Here is a 15,927-nt window from a genome sequence, read left to right as displayed (position 1 = left end):
TTTCTGTTAAGAGGTGGAGAGCATGGCTTTGCGCCATGCCCCATATCGTTCTCAGTCGGCGAAGACACGGCCGAGAGCGGCGTAGCGCTCGGGGCTTGCCTTCTTGATCGACAGGGCAAAGGAGGCTCCGACCGTGCCAATCAGCACGACGAGGACTGGGAAAGAGTCGACTACGATGTTCGACGCGCCGGCGAGGAGACCCAGGTTGGCAATGACGAGGACGATCGCACCAGCGAGGCCGATGAGCGCCAGGAAAGGCGCGATCGTGGTCCTCCATGGGCCGTAACCCTTGTTATCCTTGCGGAAGAACATGATGATGGCAATGGATACCAGAGCCTGCACTGACAGGATGCCCAGCACCGCGAGCGCCGACATATAGGAGAAGACGACCGCGAACGGGTCCTGTCCGGTGATGGCGAAGGCGGCGAGGAAGAAGGCGGCGATGCCCGACTGCAGCATGCCAGCGACATGAGGCGAGCCATGAACTTCATGCACCTTACCGAGAACCTTGAAAGCAAGTCCTTCCCGGCCGAGCGCGAAGAAATAGCGGTTCAGCGTGTTGTGGAAGGACAGGATGCAGGCAAACAGGCTGGTGATGAGCAGGATGTTCATCGCATGCGCGGCCCAGGGGCCGATAACCGTTGCAGCTGCGTCGAAATAGAGCGTGTTGAGAGCGCCATTCGCCGTCGCCTGGATCTTGGAAGGACCGTAATACTGCACGATCGCCCAGGTCGAGAAGGCATAGAAGACTGCAATCAGCAGAACCGATAGATAGGTCGCGCGCGGAATGGTGATTTCCGGACGATGCGCTTCCTCACCGAAAATGGCGGTTGCCTCGAAGCCGATGAAGGAGCCGACGACGAAGACGAGCGACACGCCAAGACCGGGCGTAAAGACCGTCGAGGGCATGAAGGCGGACGCGCTCATGCCTTCCGGACCGCCGCCATGCACGATGATGCCGATGTCGAGCAGCAACAGGATCAGCATCTCGGCCAGCATGCAGACGCCGAGAATTGCACCCGAAAAGGCGATGTTGCGCTGTCCGGCGAGATGCGTGATGACGAGGATCGCGAAGGACCACACCCACCAGGGCAGATCGAGACCCAACGATGCCATGGCACCATTGGTGAAAACGCCGATCAGACCGTAGACGGCAATCTGCACGGCGCTGTAGGTCAGTAGCGCGATGAACGCGCCGGCCACGCCGGCCGGCTTGCCGATGCCGTTGGCGATATAGGTGTAGAACGCGCCGGCACCGCTGATATGACGGCTCATGGCCGTGAAGCCGACGGAAAAGATCAGATAGAGCAGGCCTGCGAGAACGAAGGCGCCGGAAACCCCGGCCCCGTTACCGAAGGCGAAGGCTGGCGGTGTCGCCCCCACCACTGCGGTTAGCGGCGCAGCCGCGGCCACGACGAAGAAAACGATATGCGCAATTCCCACAGAATTGCGCGCTAGCCGACCGCTGGGCGCGGTGGCGCTCTCACCCGTTTGCATATTGAACCCCATTTATATGTTTAATTGTTATTTGTGAAATCTAGGGAAGATTTTCGCGCTGCAATATTGCAATCCATGCCGCGAATTTGATAATTTACGTCACTTTTCACGCAATGTTCACAAGGTGTGGAGCTGTGGCATGAAGCAAGCGCGTCGGACTGGAAATGTCGCCTTCATCCGCGTGGCGGCAATTACGCCGCTGATCCACCAGTTCGACAAACGGCAGGAAAAGGCACGCGTGCTGTTGGCGCGACATCGGCTCTCGCAATCGCTTTTGGAGGACCCCTACGCAGTTATACCCCTGCAAAGGTTTATCGCCTTTTTCGAAGATGCGGCGGAGGCGCTGGACGACCCCTTCTTTGGCGCGAAGCTTGGCTCGGTCTTCAAGCCGGCCGATATCGGTCCTCTTGGCGTGCTGTTTTCGTTGTCGCCAACGATCAAGGACGCGTTCGAACGGATCTCCAAATTTGTCAATTCGCTGCAAAACTCAACGAGTTCGCATTTCGTTGAGGACGGTGACAGCTTCGTGTGGACCTATCGTATCGCCGATCAATCCATCTGGCCACGCCGACAGGATGCGGAATATTCGCTTGCCGCAAGCTGCCAGCTTGTGCGCTCGAACTTTTCCTCCGCCTGGAAGCCGGATGAGATCCATTTTGAGCATGACGCGCCGGCAGATGCAGATACTCTACGCAGGATCTTCCGGGCGCCAGTTCTCTTCCGACAGTCGAGCAATCGAATGATCATGCGCACGGAAGAAATTACCCGCGTTTATCGCAGCGACAACAAGGAGCTAGCCGCGATCTTGGAACGGCATATCGCTGACCTGATCGGAGAAACCGAGGTTGGTCAAAGCTTGACGTCTAAGGTGACGGCGTTGATCGAGCATTATGTTGGCCGTCATTCCCTGACGGTCGGTTTTCTGGCGGAAGAATTGGGCATGAATGCCAGGACAATGCAGCGGCAACTCGAGCGGGAAGGCACGAGCGTTCGCGACTTAATGCAGACGTGTCGGCAGCAGCTTGCCGCGAATCTTCTTAACGCCGGCAAGAGACTGCCGATATCCGAAATTGCACAAACGCTTGGCTATGCCGATAGCGCTGTGTTCGGCCGGGCTTTTAAGAGCTGGACCGGCCACGCCCCGTCAAGAGCCGGGAAATAGGCTTCATATTCTCGGATCGAGATTGCGGATGATCTCTACCGCATTGTCCTTTTCCGGCAGAAATTCGAGCAGAAGGCCATTTTGCAAAAGCAGCCAGTGCTCTCCCTTTGCGGTGGAAACGGCACCCCGTGCGCGTGCGGCTTCAATGGCGGCCGGCACATCCTTGCACACGACACCCAGATGGCCGAAACGTCCTTCGGGACCGACAAAACCCGGATCGGCAATGAGCTGTACGCCGCCTTGCAGCCAGACCTGTCGGGGTGAGTGCGCATCGCCATCGACCTGGGTGACAGTCATGCCAAGCACCTCGGCGAAAAAATCGATGAGGGGCACAATGTCACGGACGAAGAACGCAGTGTGTTCGACATAGGCAGTGGTGGCTGACATGAGGCTTTCCTTCGGAATAGAGACGAGAGCGGATTTCGCATGACCGAAATCCGCATTAATCGGAACTGTTATCGGTGGTACCTGCCCATACGCGCTCCAGATCCTTCTCCCGGACGTAGCGGACCAGAGCATCGATGAAAAGGCGTGTGCGTGCAGGCAGATGGTTGCGGGTAGGAAAGGCGATGTTCATCGTGAGTGGATGAAGTTGCCAGTCGGGAAGCACCGGAACCAGCCTACCCGCTTTAAGCTCGTCATGCACGATATATGCCGGTTGCACCACAATGCCCATATTGTTCAAGGCTGCGCGAAGCAGGACTTGGCCATCATTGCAGCTGACGTCCGGGCTGACTGGCAAGCGTTTCATCATGCCGTTGCGCTGGAAGGTAAGGTGCTCCCAGTCGTCTGAAAGAGTGTAAAGAAGCAGTGCATGCTGCGACAATTCCTCTGGATCCGATGGCATGCCGTGTCGTTCCAGATAGGCAGGTGTCGCGGCGAGCAAACGTGGAACCTCGGCCAGCTTGCGGATGGTGACGGAGCTGTCGCTTTCGACCCGCCGTGTGCGGATGGCGAGATCGAGACCGTTCTCTATCAGATCGTAATAGCGATTGGAGACTTGAAGATCGACACGGACGGCGGGATGATCGATCTTGAATTGACTGATCACAGGAATGAGATGCAGCAGAGAAAATGACAGCGATGCGCCGATCCGCAGCGTGCCCAGAGGCTCTGCCGCTACCGCGCTGACGCTTGCTTCCGCATTGCTGAGTGTGGCCAATATCTCCCGCGCATTGCAGGCAAATCGCTCGCCTTCCAGTGTGAGTGACAACTGGCGCGTCGTGCGCTGTACCAGACGGACCCCAAGCCTGTTTTCCAAGCTCGTCAGACAGCGGCTCACACCAGAAACAGACAGGCCCATGAGGTCTGCCGCACGAGTGAGGCTCGCCTCGTCAGCAATTCTCGTGAAAACTTCCAGTTCCGTGAAACGGTCCATGGCCCAACGCTTGCAGCCCTTTCAAATACGGTAATATTCACGCATAATTCCCAACCGATGGCAAGCCCGGCCGAGAAAGGCTGGCAATTATTGCGGAACCAGCAACAGACTTTTCCGCAAAACATGATTTATCACGCAATTGGACGGTGAGAGGTTATGAAGAAGCCGAAGGTCTTTGCATCAGCTTGACGGAGAAAAGCCATGTCCTTTCCTACGAGCAAATCTGCCATGCGCCACATCGTGATGTGGAATGTCGCGGGCACAACGACGGAAGAAAAGGCGGATGCAATCGCTCACATTCGCCGGGAATTCGAGGCATTACGGGGCAGCATTCCCGGCATGACCTTCCTGGAGATCGGCGAGGATACAAGCGGCGCGTCCTATGCCTGCGACGTTGTGCTTGTGACGGAATTCGATAGCCAGGATGCTTTGGATGCCTATGCGTCGCATCCAGCGCACCTTGCTGTTCGCGGGCGCTTGGAAGGAATACGCATCGCGCGCCATCAGGTCGATTACGCCGTCGGCCCGAGCAAGGTGGCGTGAAATGGGCAGGCAAAGCTTCGTTTACACCGCCCACCCGGCGCGTGTCATTTTTGGTTTTGACACAACTGAAACATTGCCCGGTGAGGTTGAGCGGCTTGGCGCATCAAAGGCACTTGTCCTGTCGACACCCCATCAGGAAGAGCAGGCCCAGCATCTGGCGTCTCTCCTCGGTAAATCGGCAGCAGGTGTCTTCGCAGGAGCCGTCATGCATACACCGGTCCATGTAAGCGAGCAGGCGGTTGCAGTAGCCTCAACGCTCGGAGCCGATGTCGTCGTTGCAATTGGCGGTGGTTCGACCACCGGGCTCGGCAAGGCAATTGCATTGCGCACCGGCCTGCCGCAGATCGTTCTGCCCACGACCTATGCCGGTTCCGAGATGACACCAATTCTCGGCGAGACCGAGAATGGGCTTAAGAAGACGCAAACGACGCCGAAAGTCCTGCCGCAGGTCGTTATTTACGACGTTGAGCAGACCATGAGCCTGCCCGTCAGCCTTTCGGGCACAAGCGGCATCAACGCTATGGCCCATGCTATCGAGGCTCTTTATGCACGAGACCGCAATCCAGTGACCTCAACGCTTGCGCTTGCGGCCGTAAAGGCGCTCGCCTCGGCGCTACCGAAAATCGCCCGTGACCCGGCCGACCGCGATGCGCGATATGACGCGCTCTATGGTGCCTGGCTTTGCGGCATCTGTCTCGGCTCGGTCGGGATGGCGTTGCATCACAAGCTCTGCCACACGCTGGGGGGCAGTTTCGAGCTTCCCCATGCTGAAACGCATACTGTGGTTCTGCCGCACGCGCTTGCCTATAACGCCCCGACCATACCGGATGCCATGGCTGCACTGCAAACCGTGCTTGGCGCAGACCCCGCGCGAGCACTGCAGGAGCTGGCTCGCGCCGTTGGCGCGCCTGTCAGCCTTGCCGCAATCGGAATGTCAGCCGACGGGCTCGACCGGGCAACCGAAATTGCCATGTCTAACAGCTACTGGAACCCGCGACCGCTGGAGGCGGAAGCAATACGGACATTGATGCAGCGCGCCTTCGACGGTGCGCCGCCTCTGGTCGAAGGGAGGAAGACCGTATGAGCTATTTTACCGAAGACACATCTGCCAGCGTCGTCAACGGACGTATCGGCCCAGAAGCGTCGCCGCGCTTACGCCGGGTCATGACCTCTCTGGTCGAACACTTGCATGCATTCGTTCGTGATGTGGAACTGACCGAAGAGGAGTGGGAGACCGCCATCAATTTTCTCACCGAGACCGGTCAGATCTGTTCCGGCAGCCGTCAGGAATTCATTCTTCTTTCTGACACGCTGGGCGTTTCAATGCTGGTCGATGCAATCAACCACCGCAACCCTAACGGCGCGACCGAGACAACTGTGTTCGGCCCCTTTCATGTCGAGAACGCGCCGGAACGCGAAATGGGCACGAATATCAGCCTTGATGGCAAGGGCGAGATCTGCCTTTACAGCGGCCATGTACTCGATCTCGATGGCAATCCGATCGAGAACGCCATCGTCGATGTTTGGTCCGACAATCAGGACGGCTTCTATGACGTCCAGCAGCCGGATATCCAGCCGCCGTTCAACAATCGTGGGCGGTTCCGTACTGGCCCAGACGGGGCGTATGCCTTTCGTGGCATCAAGCCGGTTTCCTATCCCATTCCGGATGACGGCCCTGTTGGCAAGATGCTGACCGCCCTAGGCCGGCATCCCTGGCGGCCAGCGCATATGCATTTCCTGGTCTCCGCGCCGGGGTGCCGGCGCCTGATCACGCATCTCTTCGTGGCTGGCGACACCTATCTCGCCTCCGACGCCGTCTTTGGCGTCAAGCGCTCGCTGATCGTCGATTACCGCAAGGTAGCTAGCGTCAGCGAGGCATGGCGCGCGGACTATGATTTCTTCCTATGCAGGGAGACGCAGTGAAACTTCGACCGGCGTGAACGCGCCGTTGTCGAAATCCTCGTTTTCGCCGGAAGGGGCGAATTTCAATAACAAAAACCGACAGAGGGATATCAAATGAGAATAGCGCAACCCGACATCGCCGTCGAAGCGGTTCTGCCTGCCGTGGCCGAGTTCCTGAAAGCACCGAAAGCCCTGATAGACGGCCAGAGCGTTTTAGCCGCATCCGGCGCCACTTACCCGGTCTACAATCCGGCAACCGGCGAAGTTCTTTCCCACGCCCCTGCCTGCGACGCGGCCGATGTCGATCAGGCGGTCAAGGCAGCAGCAGCGGCCTTCGAAGGGCCGTGGTCGAAGATGCTGCCGGTTCAGCGCCAGTCGCTGATGCTGAAGCTCGCGGACCTCATCGAAGCCAATGGCGAGGAACTGGCGCAGCTCGAAACGCTGAACCAGGGCAAGTCGGTCATGCTGTCGCGCCTGATCGAGGTGCAGTCCTCGGCTGAATATTTCCGCTACATGGCGGGCGCGGCCACCAAGATCGAAGGCTCGACGCTTGATGTCTCGATCGCCATTCCGCCGGGCATGCGGTATCAGGCGCAGACGCGCAAGGAGCCGGTCGGCGTTGTGGCTGCCATCACCCCGTGGAATTTCCCGCTCAACATGGCCTCCTGGAAAATCGCCCCGGCGCTCGCCGCGGGCTGCACAGTGGTCCTGAAACCCGCCGAAGAAACGCCGCTGACGTCCATCCGCCTTGTGGAGCTGTGCCGCGAAGCCGGGTTTCCCGATGGCGTCGTCAATGTCGTGACCGGGATGGGCGAGACGGCTGGGGCGGCGCTGGTTGCCCATCCAGGCGTTGCCAAGATCACCTTCACCGGCTCGACCGAGACCGGCAAGCTGATCGGCGTTCAGGCCATGAAGGACATGAAGCGCGTGACGCTGGAACTCGGCGGCAAGGCCCCGATGGTCATGTTCGACGACATGGATCTCGATCTTCTCGGCACCGCCGCCGGCATCGGCGTCTTCTTCAACACCGGGCAGACCTGCTGCGCCGCCACCCGCATCTATGCCCAGAAGGGCATCTATGAGAAGGCGCTGGAGGTGATCGCCAATGTGTCGCGTAGCCTTGCGATCGGCTCGGGCCTCAATCCGATGAACCACATCAACCCGCTGGTTTCCGCAAAACATCAGGCGCACGTGAAGGCCTGCATCGCGCGCGGCATTGACCAAGGCGCGACACCGGTCATCAACGGCAGCGCACCGGACAAGGGCTTCTTTGTCGCCCCGGAACTCTTCACCGATGTCCGCCAGGACATGTCGCTCATGCAGGACGAGGTCTTCGGCCCGGTCGTCACGATCACGCCCTTCGAGGACGCGGACGAGGCGATTGCCAAGGCCAACGACACCCGCTACGGCCTCGGCGCATCCATCTGGACCAACGATCTCAACAAGGTCATGCGCTATGTACCGAGAATCCAGGCTGGTACGGTCTGGGTCAACAGCCACAACATCCCCGACCAGAACATGCCCTTCGGCGGCTTCAAGCAATCCGGTATCGGCCGCGAGCACGGCAGCCGCGCGCTGGAGAATTATCTGGAAACGAAGTCGGTCTGTATTGCCTATCGATGAAGGACAGCAGGCTATAAAAATGGAAGGGCCGGCGAAAACCGGCCCTTCTTGTATATCGGAAAGGAGAGGCGGCAGGCTCCGCCTGGCCTATCAAGGCTTCATCAGCACCGACTTCGACGGATAGTCGGATGCCCAGGTGGCGGGCAGGGGGGCGACGAAGACGTTTTCGGTTCGGGTTCGGGTGATCTTCCAGACTCCGTCCGGCTCCTTGCGGAACGTGTTGTTGAGGCGCGAGGAGCGGAGCAACGCCTTGCCGTCGGAGAAGAGCCAAGGCTGCATATGCACCCACTGGCCATCCGCTGTCATGCCGTTCTCATGAACATGGATCTGCTCGGACGTCAGATAATGGCAGTTCAGGATCAGCGCCGGATCGGTCTTGCCACCCCAGAAACCCTGGAAATGCTTGCGGATCGCATCAGCCCCCACGGCACGGCCGAACTGGTTGTCGTAATATTCGCCAACACCTTCCCAGACGGCATCTTCCGTATAGAGCTGCATGATCAGATCGATGCGCTCGGCATCGTTAGCGACGCCGAATTCCGGGTTGGGCGTATCGCAGAGGAACATGTAGCGCGCCTGGATGCGGCGGATATCGGCTTCCGCTTCCAGCGTTTCGATACGACGCACCAGCGCCGCGATATCTTTTCCAGTCGTCATGATGATTATCCTATTCGCGGGCGCTTCAAGCCCTCGAGCGGGCGCGCCATCTTTCAAAATCCTAGCCTCGACATGATAAGCGTCAAGCGGTAATATTCACGTAAATTCGTCCCCGTTCGGAAAAGACTTTTCCGGATTACGCAAAAACCATGCACAGGGACCCATGTTATATATGTCCCTGCGCGCTATGCCTGTTGAGGCGTTGGCGGGCAAAAATTAGTCATGGCCGATACCTCCTAGAAACGGTTCCGTCCCAGTGGCGGCGCCGCCATTTGTGCTTTAAAATATTGATATAAAAGAATAATTTTCATATTTCCTCAGATCGGCAATTGACAGCCCGCAGAGTTACGGTAACATTCACGTAATAACTGGGGAACGGGCAAAAGCCCGACTGTTCAATGTCACATGCAGCAAGCCATAACGACGCCTATGGCGTCTTCGCATCGCAATTTTCGCTTGGACCGCAAGGCGGCAAGACGCCCGCTCTCACGGTTGCCATCAAGGATTGCCTCGATATCGAAGGTATGGTGACACGGTGCGGCTCAAGGGCGCTGGCCGATGCGGCGCCTGCAAAATCCCATGCCGATGTTGTTGCGAACCTGCTTGCCTCCGGTTGCCGTATTGTCGGCAAGACAAGGATGCATGAGCTTGCCTATGGCATGACCGGCATCAACACGTTCGAGGGAACTCCGGTTAATCCGCGTTATCCTGACCGCATCCCAGGCGGGTCCTCATCCGGTTCGGCGGCGGCGGTCGCAGCCAGCCTTGTCGATTTCGCTATCGGCACGGACACCGGTGGCTCGATCCGCCAGCCAGCCATCTGCTGCGGTGTCATCGGCTTCAAGCCGACTTTTGGCCGCGTCAGCCGCAAGGGTGCGCTGCCGGCACAGTCCTCTCTCGACTGTGTCGGCCCCTTTGCCCGCAGCCTCCCGATGATCGAGCGCGCCATGTCCGCCATCGATTCCGGTTTTTGGCCAGAGACCTTCGACGGCCAGCTCCGGATCGGTCGCTTGCGGCTGGACGATCGGATCGAAACGCCCATGGCGGAGGCGATGCTGTCCGTCGACAGTGACAAGGATGGCGTGATCGAAGACATCGAACTGCCGCTGCTCAATGCCGCCTTCAAGGCCGGCATGACGATCATCGCCCGCGAGACGCTTCTGGCCAATGCCGCACTGATGGAGCGTCCTGAACTGCTGGGTGACGACGTGCGCAAGCGACTTGAAGGTGCGCGCAGCGTGACCGACGCTGATGTTGCGGAGGCCGAAGACATTCGAGCCCGTTTCACGGCGGATGTGGATGGGCTGTTTGAGCGCTTCGATGTACTGCTCACGCCAGCCCTGCCGCTTCCGCCGCCACGTCTTTTCGAGGCTGGCGAGCCGGCAAAGGTGCTGACGCTGACGCACTATCTCCGGCCTTTCAATCTTTCGGGCCATCCGGCTCTCGTGCTGCCGGCAGCAACGTCCGACGGACTGCCCTCTGGCATCCAGCTTCTAGGCCCCAAGGGTGCTGATGCCAGGCTAATCGCGATGGCTCGCCGACTCATCGAAACCAATCCGAATTTCCACATAGAGGAATGAGACGATGAACTATCATGCCCCTCCGGCTCCAGCCGCAGCGCTCGAGGCGTTGAAAAGCGAAATCAAAGCGCGCTCGGAAGAGTTTCAGGCGCTCCGCCACATTCCCCGCGACATCGTTGCCAAGTTCCAAGCCGTCGGCGTCTATCGTGCCTTCGTGCCGAAGCGTTTCGGCGGCGATGAGCTCGCCCCGCAGGATTTCTGTCGCCTCATCGAAGAAATCTCCACCGCCGACGCCTCCGCAGGTTGGGTAGCAAGCTTCGGCGTCTCGGCCACCTATCTGGCTGCGCTGCCGCCGGAAACCTATGCCACGATCTATGGGGCCAATCCGAACACGGTCTTTGCCGGCGCAATGTTCCCGCCGCAGCCGGCCAGACGCGTCGAGGACGGGCTGGAAGTTTCTGGCCGCTGGCCCTGGGGCTCCGGCGTCATGGGAGCGGACATCGTCGGCGCCGGCATCAAGATCGAGGGTGAGGAGAGCCCGCTTCCCCGCACGGCTGTGTTGCCACGCGCCAAGGCAAGCGTCGACGAGAACTGGGATACGGTCGGCCTTCGCGCCACCGGCAGCCATGACATCGTCATCGAAAAGGCCATTGTCCCGGAAGAATGGACTTTCATTCGTGGCGGCAAGCCACAGCAGGACGATGTGATCTTCCGTTATCCGGCCATGGCGCTTGCCGCACAGGTTCTCGCCGTCGTGGCGCTTGGCACGGCGCGCTCAGCACTCGACTGGGTGCACACCAATGCGCTCGCCCGCGCCTCCGTCACCGGAGCACCGAGTCCCGCCGCACGCGCGTATATCCAGATCGATTTCGCCAAGGCAGAAGGGCTTCTGATGGGGGCACGCTCAGCCTTTTACGATGCTATCGAGGAAGGCTGGCGGCAAATGCAGACAAATGGCGAGGTCGACCGACCGACGCTCATCCGCCTGCGCCATGCAGCCTCCAAGGCTGCGCAGGACGGCGCGGAAGCTGCCCGTCTGGCCTTCGTCATGGGCGGATCAGAAGCCATGGCAACCGGCCATCCGCTTGGTCGCAAGATGGTTGATGCAGCCTGCGTGGCGCAACACGCCTTCATCAATTCCGGAAGCTGGCAGGCGGCGGGTGCCGCCCTCTTCGGTCAGCAGACACCGCCCGGTTATCCGTAATTACGACGCGAAAGGATTAGTTTCATGTCCGAACCAACACCCATCCGCACGCTTCTTTGCCTTGCCGTGCAACCGGCCTTTTTTGATCTGCCCTTCGGCGAGATCGGTGCTGTCTGGACCGCAACGCAAGCCTTTATGTCTGGCGTTGCGAACCTCGAAGGCGTGACTGTTCTCGGCACGCTCGACGACGACCAGACACAGGTTGGCACATCGCCGTCTTTCCCCTGGACCTGGTACATGCTGTGCGATTTCCCGGACCGTGAGTCGGTGATTGCCGCCTGCAACCTGCTGCGCACCATTGTGGTCGATGATGCCGACCACCGCCTTTGGAAATACATGCGCGTCGAGGCCCGTATGGGCCGGGCGCTCACCATTCCTGAACTTTGAACCCTGAAAGGAGCAGCCATGTTGCACGCTTACGAGAAATTCAGCGATCTTGACGCGCTCTATTCGCCGGACGCAAAGGTCGCAACCTCGATGTACGAGAATGCCGACCTGTTTAACGAAGAGATGGAACGCATCTTCAAGCGCACCTGGGTCTGGGTCGCTCACGACAGCGAACTCGCCGACAAGGGCTCGTTCAAGCTGTCGAATGTCGGGCTCGAACCGGTCATTGTCGTCCGCGACCGCAAGGGCGATGTGAATGTGCTGGTCAACCGGTGTCGCCACCGCGCCGCCACCGTCTGCGAGGTGAAGAAGGGCAAGACATCGTCATTCCAGTGCCCCTATCACGGCTGGGGCTATGGTCTTGACGGCTCTCTGCGCGGTCTCCCCTACCCTGAACAGTATGGCGAGGATTTCGACAAGGGCGCGCATGGCCTGAAGAAGCTGCGCACCGAAAGCTATAACGGCATGATCTTCGCGACCTTCAACGACGAGGTCGAGCCGCTTGTCGACTTTCTCGGGCCGGAAGTGCGCCGCTATATCGACCTCTTCATGAAGCAGGGCGGCGGTTTTCCGGTCAAGGTTCTCGGCGAACATCAGTTCACCGTGCCGATGAACTGGAAGGTGCAGCTGGAAAACACCACCGACGCCTATCATTTCCCGGTCGTTCACAAGAGTTTTATGCAGTCGCTCGACGGCGACGCGGAAGAGGCCTTCAAATTCCTTGATACCGGAAAGGGTTATGTCGAGGATCTCGGCAACGGCCATTCCGTTATGGTGATGATCCCTGAGCGCATCGATCTCGATGAAAATCTCGACGATCCAGTCGAGGAACGCTTCTTGCCTCTCGTTCAGGAACTGCGCGAGGAAGGCTATCCGGAAGATCAGGTCAAGAAAATCGTCCGTGCCGTCGGCGGGGCAGGCTTCAACCTCAACCTTTTCCCCAACGTCTCCTTCTCTCTCGCCTTCTTCCGCGTGCTGACCCCGATCAATGTGGAAAGGACCGACATTCGCCACATCGCGCTCGGTATGGACGGCGGCCCGGCGGCGGCCAACCGGATGCGGATGCGCCTGCACGAGCATTTCCAAGGCCCGATGGGCTTCGGCTCGCCGGACGATGCGGAAGTGTGGGAGCGCGTGCAGCGCGGCACCAAGGGCGGAGAGGACCTGCCGATCCTCGTCAATCGCGGTCTGATCGACGAACATCCCGGCGCGCTCGGTCCACGTGGCCATATCAGCGCCGAAACCGGTATGCGCGCTGCCTACAAGATGTGGAAGAGGATGATGTCGCTATGAACATGATGACGAAGACCAATGATCTGGTGCTCTTGCAAAAGGTCAGCGCCTTCCTCTGGGCCGAGGCCGACCTTCTTGATGCCAAGGATTACGACGCCTGGCTGGCGCTCTGGCTAACCGAAGGCTTCTACACGCTGCCGATTGGCGAAGGCGACGATTTCGACAATCAACTGAACCTCTGCCACGACAATGACCGGATGCGCCGCGACCGCATCCAGCGCTTCCAGCAGGGCTTTTCAATCTCCTCCGCCCCTCCGGCGCGCACCGTGCGCACCGTCTCCCGCTTCGTCATCGAAAGCGTCGAAGGTGACACAGTCACTGTCTCAAGCGCCGAACATGTGATCGAGGACAAGTTCGGCCGCCAGCGCGTCTGGGCTGCGAACATGAAGCATACGCTGGTTGCTTCCGGAGACGGCTTCAAGATCCGCACCAAGGTTGTGCGGCTGCTCAACTCAGATGGGATGCTGAACTCGTTCAGCTATTTATTCTGATGGTGGCCCCTCTTCCTGAAAAGATCCAGACCGCCGTGGTGACGGGCGGCGCACGTGGGCTTGGTGCCGAGATCGTGCGTGCGCTCCACCGTGAAGGCTTCCGGGTCGTCATCACAGATATTGAGGCAGATGCGGGGGCCGCACTCGCCTCCGAACTCGATCTGGCAGGCGAGACGGCGGTCACCGCGACGCTGGACGTCAACAAACCGGGCGATTTCCAGGACGTGCTCGACAAAAGCGTCGAGCGCTGGGGCTCGGTGGAAGTGCTGGTCAACAATGCGGCACGCACGGCTGTCAAGCCGGTTCTTGACATCGACCCGGCCGACTTCAACGCGATCCTGACAACCAACGCTGGCGGTACTTTCGCTGGCAGCCAGATCTTCGGGCGGCATTTCAAAGAACGCGGCTATGGCCGCATCGTCAATCTTGCCTCGCTGGCGGGGCAGAATGGCGGCACGGCGACGGGCGCGCATTACGCGGCTTCCAAGGGCGCAATCCTGACACTGACCAAGGTTTTCGCTCGCGACCTCGCCCCCTTCGGCGTGACCTGCAACGCGATTGCCCCCGGCCCCATGGATACGCCCATGGTCCGCTCGGTGATCACGCCGGACAAGATGGCAGCGGCACTGGCCAATATCCCGGTTGGCGAACTGGGCGATCCGGTTTTCGTCGCTGAACTGGTGGCGCTGCTGGCCGGGCCAAAAGCATCCTTCGTCAATGGCGCCTGCTGGGACGTCAATGGCGGCATCTACATGCGATGAGGGGAGGAGAACCATGGGCAAGAACACGCTGAAACTGAAAGTTGCCGACCGCATTGAAGAGCCCGGCAACATCCTGCGGCTCCGTCTGGTGGAGGCATCGGGGGCTTCGCTCCCGGCCTTCGAGGCGGGCGCGCATCTCGATCTGCATCTCAAGGATGGTACGACGGATTTGTGGCGGCAGTATTCACTCTGCTCGGATCCGGCAACGTCGAACGCCTACGAGATCGGCGTGCTGCTCGATCCGAAATCGCGCGGCGGCTCCATCGCCGTCCACAGACTGGCGCAGGTTGGCAGCACGTTCGAGGTCGAAGGGCCGCGCAACCATTTCCCGCTGGAAGAAAAGGCGGAAGTCTCCGTCCTTCTCGGTGGCGGCATCGGCATCACGCCCATGCTCGCCATGGCGCAGCGCCTCCATGCGCTGAACCGCAATTTTGTATTGCATTACTGCACCCGATCAGACAGCGTCACGGCCTTCAAGGACTTGATCCAAACCGCACCCTGGGCCGACAAAGTGGTCTTTCACTTTGATGATCAGGCGGCGGAACAGCGGCTCGATCTGGTCCGTGACCTGCCGAAGCCGTCTCCCGGTACGCATCTGTATGTTTGCGGCCCGCAGGGCTTCATGGACTGGGTGATCGACACGGCGGAGGGCTCCGGCCATGCCAAGGCGAATGTCCACCGTGAGTATTTCTCAGCGGACGTCGATCAGTCCGGCGGCGGGTTCGAGGTCGTGGCCAAACGCTCCGGCGTCACGGTGCGCGTCGAGGCGGGCAACACGATTGCCAAGGCGCTTGCCGCCGCTGGCGTGAAAATTGAAGTGAAATGTGAGGAAGGTGTGTGCGGCACCTGCGTCACCGACGTTCTCGAAGGCATACCCGACCACCGCGACAAGTTCCTGACCGATGAAGAACGCGAGGAATGCACGATGATCTGTGCATGCTGCTCGCGCGCTGCCACCTCCACCCTGGTATTGGATGTATAACCATGACCCAAGATGCCACTCCACAAGCCCCGACCCCGGAAGCGCTTGCGTTTCGCAACGGCATGAGCCGCCTCGGCGCGTCCGTCAACATCGTCACCACCGACGGCTCGGCGGGTCGCCATGGGCTCACCGTCTCGGCCGTCTGCTCCGTGACAGACCAGCCGCCAACGCTGCTCGTCTGCATCAACCGCAAGGCCTTTTCGCATGATGCTTTCGTGGAAAACGGCGTGGTCTGCGTCAATGTCCTGAGCCCCACGCATCAGGACCTGTCGCGGGCCTTTGCCCGCTGGACCGGGGAGGATCGTTTCGCTACCACCGAGTGGCACACGCGTGTGACCGGCGCGCCGGTTCTGGCGGATGCTGCCGTTGCTTTCGACTGTCGCATTGTTGATCAGCAACTTCGCGGCACACACAGCGTCTTCTTTTGCGAAGTCATCTCAACCGAAGTCGCTGAAGGTGAAGCCAACGGCCTCATATGGTTCGATCGTGCCTTCCACCCGCTGAAGCCGCATTGATGGCCTGCTCAG

The 15,927-nt window shown here is 59.7% G+C and carries 17 protein-coding genes; 13 read left to right on the top strand and 4 right to left on the bottom strand.

Annotated features, from left to right (window positions below; all coding sequences use genetic code 11):
* Positions 1 to 51: 51 nt before the first annotated feature.
* A complete protein-coding gene (locus Q2T52_RS14280; RefSeq protein ID WP_302077447.1) occupies positions 52 to 1,497 on the bottom strand; it encodes an APC family permease in 1,446 nt (481 codons plus the stop codon).
* A gap of 139 nt (positions 1,498 to 1,636) precedes the next feature.
* On the opposite strand from Q2T52_RS14280, the gene Q2T52_RS14275 reads away from it, so the two are divergent.
* Positions 1,637 to 2,659 carry an AraC family transcriptional regulator gene (locus Q2T52_RS14275; RefSeq protein ID WP_302077446.1) on the top strand — a complete coding sequence of 341 codons (1,023 nt, stop codon included), beginning with the start codon at positions 1,637 to 1,639 and terminating at the stop codon, positions 2,657 to 2,659.
* A gap of 3 nt (positions 2,660 to 2,662) precedes the next feature.
* Here Q2T52_RS14275 and Q2T52_RS14270 read toward each other — a convergent pair whose 3' ends face one another.
* Both Q2T52_RS14270 and Q2T52_RS14265 read right to left on the bottom strand, forming a co-directional pair.
* The gene (locus Q2T52_RS14270) at positions 2,663 to 3,046 is read right to left on the bottom strand and encodes a VOC family protein (protein WP_302077445.1); all 384 of its coding nucleotides are present in this window, start codon (positions 3,044 to 3,046) and stop codon (positions 2,663 to 2,665) included.
* 55 nt (positions 3,047 to 3,101) lie between these two features.
* Positions 3,102 to 4,037, bottom strand: a complete 936-nt coding sequence (locus Q2T52_RS14265; protein WP_302077444.1) for a LysR family transcriptional regulator — start codon at positions 4,035 to 4,037, stop codon at positions 3,102 to 3,104.
* 201 nt (positions 4,038 to 4,238) lie between these two features.
* On the opposite strand from Q2T52_RS14265, the gene Q2T52_RS14260 reads away from it, so the two are divergent.
* The 4 genes from Q2T52_RS14260 (at position 4,239) to Q2T52_RS14245 (ending at position 8,105) form a co-directional block, all read left to right on the top strand.
* A complete protein-coding gene (locus tag Q2T52_RS14260; RefSeq protein ID WP_302077443.1) occupies positions 4,239 to 4,580 on the top strand; it encodes a Dabb family protein in 342 nt (113 codons plus the stop codon).
* A 1-nt stretch (position 4,581) separates the two neighbouring features.
* The gene (locus Q2T52_RS14255; RefSeq protein ID WP_302077442.1) at positions 4,582 to 5,664 is read left to right on the top strand and encodes a maleylacetate reductase; all 1,083 of its coding nucleotides are present in this window, start codon (positions 4,582 to 4,584) and stop codon (positions 5,662 to 5,664) included.
* The gene (locus tag Q2T52_RS14250; RefSeq protein ID WP_302077441.1) at positions 5,661 to 6,503 is read left to right on the top strand and encodes an intradiol ring-cleavage dioxygenase; all 843 of its coding nucleotides are present in this window, start codon (positions 5,661 to 5,663) and stop codon (positions 6,501 to 6,503) included. The genes Q2T52_RS14255 and Q2T52_RS14250 overlap by 4 nt, the downstream gene beginning before the upstream one ends.
* Before the next feature lie 93 nt (positions 6,504 to 6,596).
* A complete protein-coding gene (locus Q2T52_RS14245; protein ID WP_302077440.1) occupies positions 6,597 to 8,105 on the top strand; it encodes an aldehyde dehydrogenase family protein in 1,509 nt (502 codons plus the stop codon).
* Between the two features lie 90 nt (positions 8,106 to 8,195).
* Here the strand turns inward: Q2T52_RS14245 and Q2T52_RS14240 are convergent, their stop codons facing one another.
* Positions 8,196 to 8,762 (bottom strand): nuclear transport factor 2 family protein, encoded by a 567-nt coding sequence (locus Q2T52_RS14240; RefSeq protein WP_302077439.1) that lies wholly within the window; start codon positions 8,760 to 8,762, stop codon positions 8,196 to 8,198.
* 398 nt (positions 8,763 to 9,160) lie between these two features.
* Here Q2T52_RS14240 and Q2T52_RS14235 point away from each other — a divergent pair, with 398 nt between their 5' ends.
* The 8 genes from Q2T52_RS14235 to Q2T52_RS14200 are packed head-to-tail and all read left to right on the top strand — an operon-like array spanning position 9,161 to position 15,915.
* Positions 9,161 to 10,342, top strand: coding sequence for an amidase (locus tag Q2T52_RS14235; RefSeq protein ID WP_302077438.1), 1,182 nt, complete (start codon positions 9,161 to 9,163; stop codon positions 10,340 to 10,342).
* Between the two features lie 4 nt (positions 10,343 to 10,346).
* Complete coding sequence (locus tag Q2T52_RS14230; protein WP_302077437.1) at positions 10,347 to 11,486, top strand: acyl-CoA dehydrogenase family protein; 1,140 nt, start codon at positions 10,347 to 10,349, stop codon at positions 11,484 to 11,486.
* Between the two features lie 24 nt (positions 11,487 to 11,510).
* A complete protein-coding gene (locus Q2T52_RS14225) occupies positions 11,511 to 11,873 on the top strand; it encodes a hypothetical protein (RefSeq protein ID WP_302077436.1) in 363 nt (120 codons plus the stop codon).
* Positions 11,874 to 11,891: 18 nt separating this feature from the next.
* Entirely contained in the window at positions 11,892 to 13,166 is a 1,275-nt protein-coding gene (locus Q2T52_RS14220; RefSeq protein ID WP_302077435.1) for an aromatic ring-hydroxylating oxygenase subunit alpha, read from the top strand.
* Positions 13,163 to 13,657 (top strand): aromatic-ring-hydroxylating dioxygenase subunit beta, encoded by a 495-nt coding sequence (locus Q2T52_RS14215; RefSeq protein WP_302077434.1) that lies wholly within the window; start codon positions 13,163 to 13,165, stop codon positions 13,655 to 13,657. Before Q2T52_RS14220 ends, Q2T52_RS14215 begins: the two co-directional genes overlap by 4 nt.
* Positions 13,657 to 14,418, top strand: a complete 762-nt coding sequence (locus tag Q2T52_RS14210) for an SDR family NAD(P)-dependent oxidoreductase (RefSeq protein ID WP_302077433.1) — start codon at positions 13,657 to 13,659, stop codon at positions 14,416 to 14,418. Before Q2T52_RS14215 ends, Q2T52_RS14210 begins: the two co-directional genes overlap by 1 nt.
* Positions 14,419 to 14,431: 13 nt before the next feature.
* Positions 14,432 to 15,400: a PDR/VanB family oxidoreductase gene (locus Q2T52_RS14205; RefSeq protein ID WP_302077432.1), complete on the top strand. Its 969-nt coding sequence runs from the start codon at positions 14,432 to 14,434 to the stop codon at positions 15,398 to 15,400.
* A gap of 2 nt (positions 15,401 to 15,402) precedes the next feature.
* Positions 15,403 to 15,915, top strand: a complete 513-nt coding sequence (locus Q2T52_RS14200) for a flavin reductase (RefSeq protein ID WP_302077431.1) — start codon at positions 15,403 to 15,405, stop codon at positions 15,913 to 15,915.
* Positions 15,916 to 15,927 lie beyond the last annotated feature (12 nt).

This window comes from Rhizobium oryzicola (genome assembly GCF_030504645.1).
Taxonomy (GTDB): domain Bacteria; phylum Pseudomonadota; class Alphaproteobacteria; order Rhizobiales; family Rhizobiaceae; genus Neorhizobium; species Neorhizobium oryzicola.
This window is presented reverse-complemented; position numbering and strand designations above follow the sequence as displayed.

Excerpts from the sequence above, each read along its gene's own strand:
- Q2T52_RS14265 (WP_302077444.1), bottom strand. The coding sequence starts at position 4,037 with ATGGACCGTTTCACGGAACTGGAAGTTTTCACGAGAATTGCTGACGAG.
- Q2T52_RS14200 (WP_302077431.1), top strand. The coding sequence starts at position 15,403 with ATGACCCAAGATGCCACTCCACAAGCCCCGACCCCGGAAGCGCTTGCG.
- Q2T52_RS14260 (WP_302077443.1), top strand. The coding sequence starts at position 4,239 with ATGTCCTTTCCTACGAGCAAATCTGCCATGCGCCACATCGTGATGTGG.
- Q2T52_RS14235 (WP_302077438.1), top strand. The coding sequence starts at position 9,161 with ATGTCACATGCAGCAAGCCATAACGACGCCTATGGCGTCTTCGCATCG.
- Q2T52_RS14225 (WP_302077436.1), top strand. The coding sequence starts at position 11,511 with ATGTCCGAACCAACACCCATCCGCACGCTTCTTTGCCTTGCCGTGCAA.
- Q2T52_RS14220 (WP_302077435.1), top strand. The coding sequence starts at position 11,892 with ATGTTGCACGCTTACGAGAAATTCAGCGATCTTGACGCGCTCTATTCG.
- Q2T52_RS14205 (WP_302077432.1), top strand. The coding sequence starts at position 14,432 with ATGGGCAAGAACACGCTGAAACTGAAAGTTGCCGACCGCATTGAAGAG.
- Q2T52_RS14255 (WP_302077442.1), top strand. The coding sequence starts at position 4,582 with ATGGGCAGGCAAAGCTTCGTTTACACCGCCCACCCGGCGCGTGTCATT.
- Q2T52_RS14240 (WP_302077439.1), bottom strand. The coding sequence starts at position 8,762 with ATGACGACTGGAAAAGATATCGCGGCGCTGGTGCGTCGTATCGAAACG.
- Q2T52_RS14215 (WP_302077434.1), top strand. The coding sequence starts at position 13,163 with ATGAACATGATGACGAAGACCAATGATCTGGTGCTCTTGCAAAAGGTC.
- Q2T52_RS14210 (WP_302077433.1), top strand. The coding sequence starts at position 13,657 with ATGGTGGCCCCTCTTCCTGAAAAGATCCAGACCGCCGTGGTGACGGGC.
- Q2T52_RS14280 (WP_302077447.1), bottom strand. The coding sequence starts at position 1,497 with ATGCAAACGGGTGAGAGCGCCACCGCGCCCAGCGGTCGGCTAGCGCGC.
- Q2T52_RS14275 (WP_302077446.1), top strand. The coding sequence starts at position 1,637 with ATGAAGCAAGCGCGTCGGACTGGAAATGTCGCCTTCATCCGCGTGGCG.
- Q2T52_RS14250 (WP_302077441.1), top strand. The coding sequence starts at position 5,661 with ATGAGCTATTTTACCGAAGACACATCTGCCAGCGTCGTCAACGGACGT.
- Q2T52_RS14230 (WP_302077437.1), top strand. The coding sequence starts at position 10,347 with ATGAACTATCATGCCCCTCCGGCTCCAGCCGCAGCGCTCGAGGCGTTG.
- Q2T52_RS14270 (WP_302077445.1), bottom strand. The coding sequence starts at position 3,046 with ATGTCAGCCACCACTGCCTATGTCGAACACACTGCGTTCTTCGTCCGT.
- Q2T52_RS14245 (WP_302077440.1), top strand. The coding sequence starts at position 6,597 with ATGAGAATAGCGCAACCCGACATCGCCGTCGAAGCGGTTCTGCCTGCC.